At 53.2% G+C, this 12,688-nt stretch carries 13 protein-coding genes, 1 tRNA gene and 3 pseudogenes; 12 read left to right on the top strand and 5 right to left on the bottom strand.

Translation table 11 applies throughout. The features are described 5' to 3' along the window. Nucleotides 1–42: 42 nt before the first annotated feature. Both HLB35_RS10315 and HLB35_RS10310 read right to left on the bottom strand, forming a co-directional pair. The gene (locus HLB35_RS10315; RefSeq protein ID WP_171702524.1) at nt 43–330 is read right to left on the bottom strand and encodes a sll1863 family stress response protein; all 288 of its coding nucleotides are present in this window, start codon (nt 328–330) and stop codon (nt 43–45) included. A gap of 222 nt (nt 331–552) precedes the next feature. After that, nucleotides 553–637: transfer RNA gene (locus tag HLB35_RS10310), tRNA-Leu, on the bottom strand. Nucleotides 638–755: 118 nt separating this feature from the next. Here HLB35_RS10310 and HLB35_RS17280 point away from each other — a divergent pair. The 3 genes and pseudogenes from HLB35_RS17280 to HLB35_RS10300 form a co-directional block, all read left to right on the top strand. Continuing rightward, nucleotides 756–962 (top strand): annotated as a pseudogene (locus HLB35_RS17280) (double zinc ribbon domain-containing protein); the annotation flags it as partial. Nucleotides 963–1,004: 42 nt separating this feature from the next. Beyond that, nucleotides 1,005–1,490, top strand: coding sequence for a ComF family protein (locus HLB35_RS17275; protein WP_328731752.1), 486 nt, complete (start codon nt 1,005–1,007; stop codon nt 1,488–1,490). A 29-nt stretch (nt 1,491–1,519) separates the two neighbouring features. Further along, nucleotides 1,520–2,494 (top strand): serine/threonine protein kinase, encoded by a 975-nt coding sequence (locus tag HLB35_RS10300; protein ID WP_171702522.1) that lies wholly within the window; start codon nt 1,520–1,522, stop codon nt 2,492–2,494. Between the two features lie 152 nt (nt 2,495–2,646). Here the strand turns inward: HLB35_RS10300 and HLB35_RS10295 are convergent, their stop codons facing one another. Beyond that, on the bottom strand, nt 2,647–3,195 hold the full coding sequence (locus HLB35_RS10295; protein ID WP_235937133.1) for a TraB/TrbI/VirB10 family type IV secretion system protein: 549 nt from the start codon (nt 3,193–3,195) through the stop codon (nt 2,647–2,649). 372 nt (nt 3,196–3,567) lie between these two features. On the opposite strand from HLB35_RS10295, the gene folE reads away from it, so the two are divergent. Together folE and HLB35_RS10285 are read left to right on the top strand one after the other, a co-directional pair. Then, nucleotides 3,568–4,119 carry a GTP cyclohydrolase I FolE gene (gene folE / locus HLB35_RS10290; RefSeq protein WP_171702521.1) on the top strand — a complete coding sequence of 184 codons (552 nt, stop codon included), beginning with the start codon at nt 3,568–3,570 and terminating at the stop codon, nt 4,117–4,119. 136 nt (nt 4,120–4,255) lie between these two features. Next, nucleotides 4,256–5,713 (top strand): NAD-dependent succinate-semialdehyde dehydrogenase, encoded by a 1,458-nt coding sequence (locus HLB35_RS10285; RefSeq protein ID WP_171702520.1) that lies wholly within the window; start codon nt 4,256–4,258, stop codon nt 5,711–5,713. 95 nt (nt 5,714–5,808) lie between these two features. On the opposite strand, the pseudogene HLB35_RS10280 reads toward HLB35_RS10285, so the two are convergent. Continuing rightward, a pseudogene (locus HLB35_RS10280) lies at nt 5,809–6,227 on the bottom strand (CBS domain-containing protein). 150 nt (nt 6,228–6,377) lie between these two features. Here HLB35_RS10280 and HLB35_RS10275 point away from each other — a divergent pair. The 7 genes and pseudogenes from HLB35_RS10275 to HLB35_RS10245 all read left to right on the top strand — a co-directional run bounded on the left by HLB35_RS10275 (nt 6,378) and on the right by HLB35_RS10245 (nt 12,132). Beyond that, nucleotides 6,378–6,968 (top strand): YqaE/Pmp3 family membrane protein, encoded by a 591-nt coding sequence (locus HLB35_RS10275; protein WP_171702519.1) that lies wholly within the window; start codon nt 6,378–6,380, stop codon nt 6,966–6,968. A gap of 109 nt (nt 6,969–7,077) precedes the next feature. Then, entirely contained in the window at nt 7,078–7,947 is an 870-nt protein-coding gene (locus tag HLB35_RS10270; RefSeq protein WP_171702518.1) for a carboxylate/amino acid/amine transporter, read from the top strand. Nucleotides 7,948–8,039: 92 nt separating this feature from the next. After that, on the top strand, nt 8,040–8,969 hold the full coding sequence (locus tag HLB35_RS10265) for an NAD(+) kinase (protein ID WP_422822444.1): 930 nt from the start codon (nt 8,040–8,042) through the stop codon (nt 8,967–8,969). A 2-nt stretch (nt 8,970–8,971) separates the two neighbouring features. Beyond that, nucleotides 8,972–9,957 (top strand): annotated as a pseudogene (locus tag HLB35_RS10260) (metallophosphoesterase). Between the two features lie 189 nt (nt 9,958–10,146). Continuing rightward, entirely contained in the window at nt 10,147–11,004 is an 858-nt protein-coding gene (locus HLB35_RS10255; protein WP_171702517.1) for a rhomboid family intramembrane serine protease, read from the top strand. Nucleotides 11,005–11,018: 14 nt separating this feature from the next. Further along, the gene (locus tag HLB35_RS10250; RefSeq protein WP_171702516.1) at nt 11,019–11,303 is read left to right on the top strand and encodes a YeaC family protein; all 285 of its coding nucleotides are present in this window, start codon (nt 11,019–11,021) and stop codon (nt 11,301–11,303) included. Between the two features lie 28 nt (nt 11,304–11,331). After that, nucleotides 11,332–12,132, top strand: a complete 801-nt coding sequence (locus tag HLB35_RS10245) for a DUF2797 domain-containing protein (protein ID WP_422822448.1) — start codon at nt 11,332–11,334, stop codon at nt 12,130–12,132. Nucleotides 12,133–12,175: 43 nt separating this feature from the next. Here the strand turns inward: HLB35_RS10245 and HLB35_RS10240 are convergent, their stop codons facing one another. After that, nucleotides 12,176–12,481: a winged helix-turn-helix domain-containing protein gene (locus tag HLB35_RS10240; RefSeq protein WP_171702514.1), complete on the bottom strand. Its 306-nt coding sequence runs from the start codon at nt 12,479–12,481 to the stop codon at nt 12,176–12,178. Nucleotides 12,482–12,688: the final 207 nt, after the last annotated feature.

Here is a 12,688-nt window from a genome sequence, read left to right as displayed (position 1 = left end):
TTCGATAGCCTACAAGCCGACCCAACATCATCGCTCTCTGGCTTATTTGAAGCGATTCCTGGCGTTATCGAAGGCGCTGGAAATGCTGTCCCAGGCGCTATCAAATCCTGCTTTCATCTCTTGCCAGGCATCGTCGCTGGCTTCGCGCATTTCCTTCAGTTTTGCCTCAGCCTCGTCGCGTTGCTGGCGTGCTTTGTCAAGTTGCTTCTGATATTCAATCTTTGCATCCGCCTCAGATTCATCAGCTTTCGCCTTCATCTTGTCGATCTCGGCGTTCCACTGGTCGATTCTAGCTTTGGCCTTGTCGATATATTCATTACGTTCGGACATGACAAAGTCCTCTTGGCTATTGATTTGAGCGGTTGACTTCAATCTTAGTCTAGCACGTTATAAATATAGTGCAGGCCGTGACCATTCAGTCACGGCGTTAGCTATTTGATAATATAGACAGTGTTTGGCGATGTTTTTTGACGCTATGATTTTTGCTAAGACAAAAAGGTAGGAACTGCTAGAAGCACGAGACATGCTTTTCAGGAGGGAATTAAATCATGTTGGTGCGGATGGGGAGACTCGAACTCCCACACCTTGCGGCACCAGAACCTAAATCTGGCGTGTCTACCAATTCCACCACATCCGCACAACTGGCGCGTATAATAGCAATTATGCCGTTAATGTCAAGAATCAATGTGCTTATTGAGTGAAGAAAGAGGAGTGGTGATTCGGGCAGGACAGGTTAGCAGCGATTCAGGGAGGAAATGGGTATGAAAACGGTTTGGTATGCAGGTTTATCCGGGCTTGAGAAGCGCCTGCGCAGGGCGTTGCCAGGGCATTGTGCTTTCTGTCTAGGGCAAACTGCAGTAGATAAGGCCTGGTGTCAGGAGTGTTTTGACGGATTGCCGTGGAACCAGCGGTGTTGCGCTCGCTGCGCAGAACCACTGGCGTCATCACAGCAATCGCTTTGTCGGCATTGTCGCAGCGAACTACCAGCGTTTTCAGGCGCCCACGTGCCTTTTCTCTACGAGGGGCCTATTCGCCAGCTGGTGCATGGCTTCAAGTTTGAGGCTTCGCCTCGCTCAGGCTACTTGATGGTTGATCTGTATCTGGAAGCACTGAAGTGTGATGGAAAGCCGGGTTGGGAGGCAGATGTACTGGTGCCCGTTCCACTGTTTGCAGGCCGAGCGCGCGAGCGTGGTTTTAATCAGGCCGACTGGTTTGCTCGTCAGCTAGGCCATCATCTTGGCTTGCCAGTGATAAACGCTACCCGGCTTGTGGATACGCCCAGTCAGCGCCTGTTGGGGCGTCAGGGGCGGCGGGATAACCTGAGCGGCGCTTTTCAGCTGCACCTGGCGTCAGCTGAAAAGGTTGTTATCGTTGATGATGTGGTGACCACAGGGGCCACTGCGCAGTCTCTGGCCAGAGCAGCGCTCGCGGCGGGTGCACAGAATGTGGCGGTAGTATCATTTGCCCGTACACCCTTGGGGCTTGAGTGATACCCTAGGGGATTTTCATGGAGAGATTGATGAGCCATCCCTATAGTGCTCTTTCGCCAGATGTCATCATGACGGCCATTGAGCGTCTGGGCATCCAGCCCGACAGCGAGCCCTTTGCGCTAAACAGCTATGAAAACCGTGTTTTGATGTTTCGCAATGATGAGGGGCGCCGCTGGATAGTGAAGTTCTACCGGCCTCAGCGCTGGTCGAAAGCGGCGATTCAGGAAGAGCATGACTACCTCAATGAACTGGATGCCGCCGGTGTGCCCGTGGGTAAGGCATGGCGAAATGCCGATGGTGTATCGCTGCACGAACATGCTGGTTTCAGCTTTGCACTGTTTGAGTATTGTGCGGGCCAAGCGCCGGAGCTGGATAACCCCGAGCATCTGTTTGCCATGGGACAAGTGATTGGCAAAATGCATACCGTCGCCAGGCGAGGAACCTTCCAGCATCGACCAAGCTTATCGGTGGTGGAGGGTATGACGGCGGCTCAACAGCAAGTGCTGGGTAGCGGTCATTTAACCCGGCACCAGCAGCGTGCTTATGAACGCATTAGCACACAGTTGATAAATAGTGTGGAAAAGGCATTGCCACCGTCGATGGAGCTGATTCGCTGCCATGGCGACTGTCATCTGGGCAATGTGCTGGGCCGCGAGACCCATTTCAGCCTGGTGGACTTTGATGATTGCATGATGGCGCCCGCGATTCAGGATATCTGGATGCTGCTGGCAGTGGATGAACCTCAGGCTCAGCGCGCGCAGTTAAGTGAGCTCAGTGAAGGCTATGAAGAATCGCTGACGTTTCCAGACCACCAACTGGCATTGGTAGAGCCGCTGCGCAGTTATCGCCTGATGCGTCATAGCGCCTGGCTGGTTCAGCGTTGGGATGACCCAGCATTTCCGCTGGCTTTTCCATGGTTTGCCAATAGCGGTTATTGGGATCAGCAGCTCCGCCAGTTGGAACAGCAGCATTTACAGATGGGAGCGCCCAAATGGCTGGCTTGATACGCCACTGTGCAATCTGAATGCTGGATGATCAGCTCATAACAACTTGGCCCTGATAAAGTCTGCTTTATCAGGGCCAAGTTGTTGTCAGCTAACTGCTTAATCATAGATAGTAAAGCCAATCAATCAGCCTTGCATTTTAAACGCTAGCATTACTCATCTTCTGGCTGGCCTTCTTCGTTATTTTCCTGGCCCGCCTGGCGGCGCTGGGCATTGATTTCTGCAGAGGGATTGTCCTGGGCTTCTATTTCCAGGGTTTCATTCAGAGTCAGCATGAATCCTTTGCTGGGCAAGAAAGTGCAAGTGCTGTCTTCACACGTCAGACCATACTGGCCGTCAGTGTCGTAAACGCCGCCATCCATCTCGCCTGAGAATATGGCACTGTCCGCGTCTTCTGCCTCAATGCAGGTAACGTCATGCGCGGTAATGCGTACACGCTCGCCTGAACGTACGGCATCGCCAATGATGACGCAGTATTGCGGTAACTGATGGGAGGCATCAACGTCATGATTAGGGCGCAATAAAATATTTTCGCGGTTATTTTCGCCCTCAGCAAAGGCAACATTTTCAGTAAATTCCACGCCGACGGTGGCACGTTCTGGTAATACCAGGGCGGCATCAGCGGCAAACAAAGGCGTTGCCATTAAAGGTGCCATCAGCACACTGAACCAGGTGGCAGATAATTTAATGGATGGTTGCAATGGTGACGGTCTCATTAACATGGCGGAATCTCGCTTTTGATCATGTGTGCTGTAGAAGACGCTAATAATTGGTAATGGATGATACCACAGTCATTATAGGTAGGCAGATGCGCGTGTCACTCTGCCACAGCGCCGATGAGTTAAAAAATCTTACTCGGGTCCATGATGTTACTTGAGGTTGCTTTCCTGTGACATCGGACTGGCAAAGTAAGCTAGAATATCCAGTTGCCAATTTATAGTTGTACAAAAACTATTTTAAGTATATTTTCTGTACTATATTTTTCGCTTTGCTTATGTAAGCTCTTATTAATCATCTGAATGATACATTTAAGGTTTGCCGTGCAAGCGTCCCTTGGACTGACGAGGCCAAATATGACCGATGAGATTGCTTACCACTACCGCCAGATTATCCAGCTGTTGGGCGAAACCCCTGAACGGGAAGGGCTTCAGGATACGCCGCTGCGAGCGGCCAAGGCCATGCAGTTTTTGAACGCTGGATATCAGCAGTCCCTTGATGACATAGTTAACAATGCTGTTTTTGAGTCACAAACGGATGAAATGGTGCTGGTAAAGGATATCGAGCTGTATTCGATGTGTGAACATCATTTGCTGCCCTTTATTGGCAAATGCCATATTGCGTATCTACCCAACGGTAAGGTGTTGGGCTTATCCAAATTCGCCCGCATTGTTGATATGTTTGCTCGCCGCATGCAGATTCAGGAAAACCTGACGCGTGAAATCGCCGAGGCCGTTCAGGACGTTACCCAAGCGCGTGGTGTTGCGGTTGTGATTGAGGCTCGCCATCTGTGCATGATGATGCGGGGTGTCGAGAAGCAAAATTCAAGCATGAGTTCTTCAGTCATGCTGGGAGATTTCCGCAGCAATCAGGCCACCCGCCAAGAGTTTCTGATGCTGGTCAGCTAGGTGATCGAATATAAGACCGGTTATTTGGTGTTTTTTCGTCATCAAAACCGCTTGGCGCTTGGTCAAATGGGTGCTTTCGTCTTAGCATGGGTACAACAATGTGCCCATAGGGTTACCCCTTGATCAGGAGTCTGAAATGGAAGCGCTTAAAGAAACTCAGCTTTATTGCCCGTTTGCCTATATTGACGGCAGCTGGGTTGCTGCCGATAGCGGCGAACAGATTAACGTCATCAACCCAGCGTCCCAGGAAATTGTTGGCGATATGCCACGGCTGGGTAAAGAAGAGACACTGCGTGCTATTGATGCTGCTGATGCCGCGTTACCTGCATGGCGGGCGATGACATCAATGGAGCGTGCTGACCTGTTGTTGAAGTGGCACGATCTAATGCTGGAACATCAACAGGATCTGGCCATGTTGATGACCCACGAGCAGGGAAAACCGCTTAAAGAAGCTCAGGGTGAAATTGTCTACGCGGCCAGTTTTCTGCGCTGGTTCGCAGAAGAGGCACGGCGGGTTTACGGGGAAACCATTCCTCCGGCCAAAGCCAATCAGCGTATCGTCGTGACCAAGCATCCTGTTGGAGTGGTGGGTGCTATCACGCCATGGAACTTCCCGGCTGCAATGATTACCCGCAAGGCGGGTGCGGCCTTGGCCGCAGGTTGTACCATAGTCGTGAAACCGGCCAGTCAGACGCCGTTTTCCGCTACGGCGCTGGCAATGCTTGCCGAGCGTGCCGGAATACCTCGCGGCGTTTTCAACGTGGTGCCGGGTAGCGCAGCAGAGATCGCTGAGGCCATGACAACGTCTCCAAAGGTACGCAAGATTACCTTTACCGGCTCTACCGAAGTCGGTCGTCAGCTGATGGCACAGGCTGCAGAGCATATCCAGAAGATCTCGCTAGAACTGGGCGGCAACGCGCCCTTTATCGTCTTCGAAGATGCCGATCTGGATGCAGCCGTGGAAGGTGCCATGGCGGCCAAGTTCCGTAACGCAGGTCAGACATGCGTATGCACCAACCGTTTTCTGGTGCAATCCAGCGTGGTCAATGCCTTTTGTGAAAAACTGGCCGTGGCGATGAACAGCGAGCTGACCGTCGGCGATGGCACAAAATCAGGAGTGAATATTGGCCCGCTGATTGATGAGAAGGCCGTCAAGAAAGTCAGTGAACATGTGCAGGATGCCATTGATAATGGCGCTGAACTGATCCTGGGTGGGCATCCGCATCCGTTGGGCGGTAATTTCTTTACGCCGACCCTGATCAGTGCAGTCACCAAAGATATGAAGGTAGCCAAGGAAGAGACCTTTGGCCCTCTGGCGGCCATCTTCCCGTTCGATGACGAACAGACCGCCATTGATATGGCGAATGATACTGAATACGGGCTGGCTTCCTATTTTTATAGCCGTGACCTGGGGCGTGTCTGGCGCGTGTCGGATGCGCTTGAATATGGCATGGTAGGCGTCAATACTGGCCTGATTTCCAATGCGGCTGCACCCTTTGGCGGCGTCAAAGCCTCTGGTCTCGGGCGTGAAGGTGGTCACCAGGGGTTGGAAGAGTTTCTGGAAACCAAGTACCTGTGCATTGATCTGGGCTAATCAGTACCTGATCAAACAGGCCTTGATTTGTCAGTAATCAGAAACCAGCCGCTAGCGGCTGGTTTCATGCTTTTGTAGAGCGAAAAATTACGTGTTTAGTGACGCTTTATTTGCAGCAAGGCAATCAGGATATCGCGGCGGGTGACAATGCCGACAAGCCGGTTCTGCTCGACGACGGGGTAGATTTTGGGCTTGGCACCTAGCATTTCCTGGGCAAGGTCTGTAATGCTTTTTGTGGGTGTCACGCTGAGTACACTTTCTTGCATCAACTCTTTAACCAGCGGGGCTTCCCCGTCGTTATAGATACTGTCCAGCACCTTACCCATAACGTCCTGCTCAGAGATAAAGCCTATAAGCCGGTCTGCCTTGTCAACCACAGGCGCCCCCGGTAAACGGTGCAGTGCCAGTCCTTGAGCAAGGGTCGTAATAGAAGTCTCGGGGAGACGCGATAACAGTCACGTGACATGATATCTCTAACTGTATCCGGTACCTTATTGGTTGCCTTGTTGCCCATACTCATACTCCTTATTACGCCAGAAAGTAGCCAATCAGTGAGCACTGGATGAAACACAGCTGTACATTTAATGTAGATCATTATTGAAGCGCGTCGAATCCGCTTTTCAACGGTTAACTTTTTACAGGTACAGATACTAGGAGCGACTACATGGACGCACGTGAATATTTGAACCGTCAAGGAGTCGGGGTGGATAGAGAGCCAGACAAGCCCAATACTCTTGAAGAAAAGGCTTGGGAGCGCGCTAGAGGCTCAGGCCATCAGCGCCCCAAGTCTGGCACGCCATTTGATTGGGAAGAGTGGGAGCGCCATCACGACGATCTGGCGGCTGACGCCGAGACACTAGAACAGAAAATTGACAAGGAAGCTCATCGCAAGGCGCTGGAAAAAGAAAAGCAGGACAATGCCCTGAAGAAGACACAAGCCAGCACCTCTGAGAAACAGGCTGGGCAAGGTGGCCAAGGCAGTGTTGGCCACTTTGATCCATCTTCATCTGCGTCCTATTTGCAGGCGACCAGTACTCAGCCATCAAATGCAGGCGCTAGCCAGGCGCAAGCGCCCGTTCAGGCAATGCCAGGCGCGGTAAAAACAGCCTATATGGCCTTGGCTGTGCTGATGCCACCACTGGCTGTTGGGCTCTCAGGAGGCCAGGCAAAACGGGTCGGGATCGCTTGTATCCTGACATTGTTACTCTGGGTTCCTGGCGTTGTGTATGCTGCTCGCTGGATTTTTTCCCGATAGTGGCTAAAAAGGCGCTAAGCGTAAACCTCATATATTTTTTAAGTTTACAGTATGAATTGCCGATTCCATGGGTATAATTTGTAAACTATAAATTTTATCGAGGTTTACCATGACATATCTTCTGGGGGTTACAGCCCTTTGGGCGTTTTCTTTCTCATTGATTGGCGTCTATCTGGCAGGACAGGTCGATAGCTATTTTGCGGTGTTGCTTAGGATAGGGCTGGCGGCTTTGATCTTTCTGCCTTTCCTGCGGCCGAAACTGCTGACCATGCGCCAGCGTCTGGTGCTGATGGGCTTGGGTGCCATTCAGCTGGGCGTTATGTATATCTTTTTCTATCAGTCGTTTTTGCTGCTCTCAGTGCCGGAAGTGCTGCTGTTTACGATTTTTACGCCCTTATATATTGCCCTGCTGGATGATCTGCTCTTCGGGCGATTCACGCCTTTTTATCTGTTAACGGCGCTGCTGGCGGTGCTGGGAGCGGCGGTGATTCGTTACGATGGCATTGATGCTGGCTTCTGGTGGGGCTTTCTGGTCGTGCAGGGGGCGAATCTATGCTTTGCGCTAGGCCAGGTTGGTTACCGCCGTCTATCTGCTGAATTGCCTGAGAATCTGGCCTGGCACAATGTGTTCGGGTGGTTCTTCCTCGGCGCCCTGGCCGTGGCAGTGCCTGCCTTTGTGTTGCTGGGCAATCCGGCAGCATTGCCCAGCACAGGCACTCAATGGGCGGTATTGGCCTGGTTGGGGCTGGTAGCCTCAGGTGTGGGTTACTTTGCCTGGAACCGTGGCGCCACCAAGGTAGATGCGGGCACCTTAGCAATCATGAATAACGCCCTGGTGCCTGCCGGGTTATTAGTTAATCTGGTGATCTGGAACAGGGATGCCGATATCAGCCGTTTGTTGCTGGGTGCCTTGATCATGGGCTTTTCCTTGTGGCTTAACCACTGGTGGCTCGCACGCAGGGAGCAGCAAGCCGCGTAATGCTTGAAATATCTGCCTTAAAACAATGGACTTGATTTGCTTGCGAGCGTCAGGCTCGACATAATGAAACGCTATGTTAATGAGCCTGATCCATGACACAAATGCCTTTATCTGCTGACGCTTCCCGGCATGGCCAGGAATCACGCCCTTTCTCCACTATTGGTCTGATCGGCCGTCTGGGCAGCGAAAAAGTAGCTGACTCTTTGATTCGTCTGGTGGGCTTCCTTGTGGCCCGTGACTATCAGGTGGTGGTGGAGGATCGCACCGCCACCGTGATTCCCCACCACGGCCAGCCTGAGGCAAGCCGACGGGCGCTGGGTGAACTGTGCGATCTGGTCATCGTCATTGGTGGAGATGGTAGCCTCTTGGGGGCTGCCCGTACCTTGTGTAAAACCGGCACCTTGATGCTGGGCGTCAACCGCGGACGCCTGGGTTTTCTGACCGATATTTCCCCTGATGAGCTGGAGCAGCGCGTAGGCGAAGTGCTGGCCGGTCAATTTGAGGTTGAAGAAAGGTTTCTGTTGGACGCCGAGCTGTACCGCGACGGTGTGGCGGTAGGGAATGGCGAGGCGCTGAATGAAGTGGTGGTGCACCCAGGCAAAGCGGTGCGCATGATTGAATTTGAACTCTTCATTGACGGCCAGTTTGTCTACAGCCAGCGCAGCGATGGCCTGATTGTGGCCACACCCACTGGCTCAACGGCTTATGCGTTATCCGGCGGCGGGCCTATCATGCACCCGAAGCTAGATGTGGTGACGTTGGTGCCGATGTTCCCGCATACCTTGTCCAGTCGCCCGATCGTTATTGATGCTGCCAGTGAAATCCGTATTCATATTGGAGAAACCAATCAAACCTATCCCCATATCAGCTGTGATGGCCAAACCCGGGCTGTTGCCAAGCCGGATGATGTACTGGTTATCACCCGTAAGCCCCAGCGTGTTCAGCTTGTTCATCCTATCGGGCATAACTTCTACGAGGTCTTGCGCAGCAAGCTCGGTTGGAGCCATCGGCTGGGGGACTAAGTATGCAGGGATATGACCTGATTGGTGATGTACACGGCTGTGGCGCCACCCTGGTGGCATTGCTTGAAAAGATGGGTTATCGCGAAGAGCAGGGCGTCTACCGCCACCCACAGCGCAAGGTTATTTTTCTGGGCGACCTGATTGACCGTGGCCCGCGCATTCGTCTGGCCGTGCAGACAGCCCGGCGCATGGTCGATGCGGGGGAAGCCTTTATCGTCATGGGCAACCATGAATATAACGCGCTGGCCTATTGTCACCCGGCGCCCGAAGGCAGTGGCAAGCGCTGGTTGAGAGAGCATTCGCCACGCCATAACCGGATTATTCAGGATACTCTGGATCAGTACCGCGACCACACCAATGAATGGGAAGACACCCTGGCCTGGTTCAAGCGGATTCCTCTGTATCTTGAGTTCGAGCATTTCCGCGTTGTTCATGCCTGTTGGGATGATACCTTGATTGAGGCATTGGATCAGCGCCTGCCTGATGCCTGTATGGATGATGCTTTTCTGGTCGAATCAACAAACTCGAAAACCCAGGCTTTTCAGATTGTTGACCGCCTCACCCGAGGCACCCATATTCCCTTGCCTAAAGGTGTGGAGATTCATTCAGGCGACGGCTTTACCCGTAAAAGCTTTCGGGCACACTTCTGGTGCGAGCAGCCGCGCGTCTGGGGGATGTGGTGTTTCAGCCTGATAACTTGCCCGGTGACCTTGAGGCTCGCCCTTTGGCGGCCGATGAACGCCAGCGGTTAAGCTATTATGCGCCGCACCAGCCGCCATTATTTATTGGCCACTATTGGTGTGAAGGCATTCCTGCGCTGCCTGCTACCAATATTGCCTGCCTTGACTACAGCGCCGTCAAGTACGGTCGTTTGGTGGCTTACCGCTGGAGTGGAGAAAGCTGTCTGAATGCCGATCATTTTGCCTGGATCAAGGTGGCTAAAGAAGAGCTTCCCCAAGTATCTGGTTGGGATCTGGATCAGGATTAAGGCATATAAGATGACATTTAATGATTTTTTTATTCAGTCAAGGGAACCCGAGAGCGGTGAGACAATCATAGCAAGTGTTCCCTTGAATGATCCCTTGCTTTTGCCCGGCGGTTTCCCCGCCGGGCTTTTTAGCGCGCTGATAAAATCAGGATCAATGAATCCGGATCTTGAAAGACAAAGGAAGACACCATGCTCCCAGTGATGCGACTTCCCCGCGAAGCAGACACCGCCGCGCTTCGCCAGGCCCTCTGGCAACAGCGTATCGGGCATCAGATCAGTGAAGAAGAGGATGGCCTGCTGCTCTGGCTGGCTGACCCGCGTCAGCGTCATGAACTGGAAGCACTGGTCAGGCGCTGGGAGCAGGGTGAATCATTGGATATTGCCAAGCCTACTGCCAGGCCGAAGCTTTCAGGCCAGCTTAGCCAGTGGGTGCCAGGCCTCAAACGGGTGCCGGTCACTGCACTGATGATTGGCTTGAGCCTTTTGGTGTTTGCCCTGCTGGGTGTGTTTGGCGACCTGTTGATTGTCACCCTGACCATTGTGCCTATCGGCCTGTCTGGCAACGAATTGGTCTATGGCAGCCTGATGGACAGCGTCACCAGTGGCCAGGTCTGGCGGCTGCTATCTCCTGCCTTTCTGCACTTTGGCTGGATGCATCTTATCTTCAACCTCATGTGGGTGTGGTACTTCGGCAAGCAGATTGAAATGCTGCAAGGTAGCCGGATGATGCTGCTGCTTCTGGTAGTGGCGGGCATTGGCGCCAACCTGGCGCAATACGTCACGGGCACCGTGCTGTTTGGCGGGATGTCTGGGGTCGTCTATGCCTTGCTGGGGCACGTGTGGCTAATGTCGCGGCGAGTGCCCGGCAGCGGCTTCTTTGTGCCACAGATGCTGGTAGTTTTCATGTTGGGCTGGATGGTCTTCACCATGACCGATATGGCGGGCAGCGTCGGCTTTGGCAATGTCGCCAATGAAGCCCATTTAGGCGGGCTACTCGTCGGTTTGCTATCAGGCTGGTATTATTCTTCGCGGCAGTTACGGTCCTAACAGGAGCATGCAAAATGAGCGATATGACCTTCGAAAAAATGATCAACCAGATGACGCCAGCCATTTATCAAAGCCTCAAGCAGGCGGTTGAATTGCGTAAATGGCCAGACGGACGCTACCTGACGGCTGAACAGACAGAGCTTTGCATGGAAGCCGTGATGCGCTACGAGGTCGAGAATAACGTGCCTGAAGAGAACCGGGTGGGCTATCTTGAACAGCGCACTTGCGGCGCGGGGGCGACTGGGCAGGGCGTGTCACCTGAGCTTGCCGGGCTGGGTAAGGATGCAACGCGTGGGTGATGCACCTCTGCAGGGTTGCCTGCGCAAGATGGCGATTGAGCCTGGGACCGGCGTTCAGGCGCCAGCACGTTACAGCTTGCGCCTGGGCGAGCACTATCTACCCCTGAACGAACGCCTGGGCCAGCCACTTTCGCTCACGTGGACAGGGGCGATTGCCTGTACTCACTGCGGCCGGGCAACCAAGAAAAGCTTTGCCCAAGGGTATTGCTATCCCTGTTTCAAGCGTCTGGCGCAATGCGATACCTGCATCATGAAGCCGGAAACCTGCCACTATTATCAGGGGACCTGCCGCGAGCCTGAGTGGGGCGAAAAGCACTGCTTTCAGCCACACATTGTTTATCTGGCCAATTCTTCCGGGCTGAAAGTCGGCATTACCCGCAAGACCCAGATGCCGACCCGCTGGCTGGACCAGGGCGCCATCCAGGCACTACCTATTCTGGAAGTGGATACCCGCCAGCAGTCCGGTTTTGTTGAGGTACTGTTCAAGGAAGCGGTCAGCGACCGCACCAACTGGCGAGCCATGCTTAAAGGGGAAGTGGTGGAGATGGATCTGCGCGCCGAGCGGGATCGCCTGTTCAGCGAGCTGAGTGATGGCTTGCGGCAACTGGCAGACATTCACGGTGACAGCGCCATTCGCAAGCTGGACGCCACCCCGCTGCAGTTTGACTACCCGGTCGAGACCTTTCCGCGCAAGATTACCTCTCACAACTTTGATAAACAGCCGCAGGTTGAAGGCGTGCTGCAAGGTATCAAGGGCCAGTACCTGATGCTGGATACTGGTGTGATTAACCTGCGCAAATTTACCGGTTATGAAGTCGCCGTTAACTGAAGGCGACTAAAGCTTCGATGGTGTCACTCAGTATTCAATAAAGTTAGTCAGCATCGTAGCCTAGCGCCGTGTGCAAACGGCCTGCCTGCTGGCTGACCCAATGGGGATCAATCGGCCCCCAGCTGATAATCTGATAACGGCCGCTGTTATGCCGCTCGCCGGCATTGTTCTGAAAGACGCATTCAATATCGAGCTCGGCCAGTGAGCTAATCGTGTCCTGAGCGGTTCGCCTTGGCATACCGGTGGTTTCCATCAGTGCCGGCACGCTGGTCACGCCCTGATCAATCAGATACGCCACATAAAGACGTCGGTAAAAGCTTGATTTGGTTTTGCTTAAGCTAGCAGACATGGGCGTTCCTGTAAGCATTATAAAAGTGTGATATCCAGGGTCTGTTGACGCTGCCTCACGGTTCGCGACGAAGCGTCAACAGACCTTGATAATGAGGCGAAAAAATATCCGAGCTGGTAATCAGCTCGGATATCGGAGTTCAACGGAAATCTATTTTCTGCTGGGTGGGACACTTGCTTTTCGTGAGCAAGTGTCTCACTGGGGTCA

The sequence above is a fragment of the Vreelandella azerica genome (assembly GCF_013112225.1).
GTDB lineage: Bacteria > Pseudomonadota > Gammaproteobacteria > Pseudomonadales > Halomonadaceae > Vreelandella > Vreelandella azerica.
The sequence above is the reverse complement of the archived record's forward strand: the minus strand, read 5'-3'. Positions and strand labels throughout refer to the sequence as shown.

Bases quoted from the DNA above. Each gene is read 5' to 3' on its own strand.
- HLB35_RS10315 (WP_171702524.1), bottom strand. From the start codon at position 330: ATGTCCGAACGTAATGAATATATCGACAAGGCCAAAGCTAGAATCGAC.
- HLB35_RS10300 (WP_171702522.1), top strand. From the start codon at position 1,520: ATGAGCCATCCCTATAGTGCTCTTTCGCCAGATGTCATCATGACGGCC.
- folE (WP_171702521.1), top strand. From the start codon at position 3,568: ATGACCGATGAGATTGCTTACCACTACCGCCAGATTATCCAGCTGTTG.
- HLB35_RS10285 (WP_171702520.1), top strand. From the start codon at position 4,256: ATGGAAGCGCTTAAAGAAACTCAGCTTTATTGCCCGTTTGCCTATATT.
- HLB35_RS10275 (WP_171702519.1), top strand. From the start codon at position 6,378: ATGGACGCACGTGAATATTTGAACCGTCAAGGAGTCGGGGTGGATAGA.
- HLB35_RS10270 (WP_171702518.1), top strand. From the start codon at position 7,078: ATGACATATCTTCTGGGGGTTACAGCCCTTTGGGCGTTTTCTTTCTCA.
- HLB35_RS10265 (WP_422822444.1), top strand. From the start codon at position 8,040: ATGACACAAATGCCTTTATCTGCTGACGCTTCCCGGCATGGCCAGGAA.
- HLB35_RS10255 (WP_171702517.1), top strand. From the start codon at position 10,147: ATGCTCCCAGTGATGCGACTTCCCCGCGAAGCAGACACCGCCGCGCTT.
- HLB35_RS10250 (WP_171702516.1), top strand. From the start codon at position 11,019: ATGAGCGATATGACCTTCGAAAAAATGATCAACCAGATGACGCCAGCC.
- HLB35_RS10245 (WP_422822448.1), top strand. From the start codon at position 11,332: ATGGCGATTGAGCCTGGGACCGGCGTTCAGGCGCCAGCACGTTACAGC.
- HLB35_RS10240 (WP_171702514.1), bottom strand. From the start codon at position 12,481: ATGTCTGCTAGCTTAAGCAAAACCAAATCAAGCTTTTACCGACGTCTT.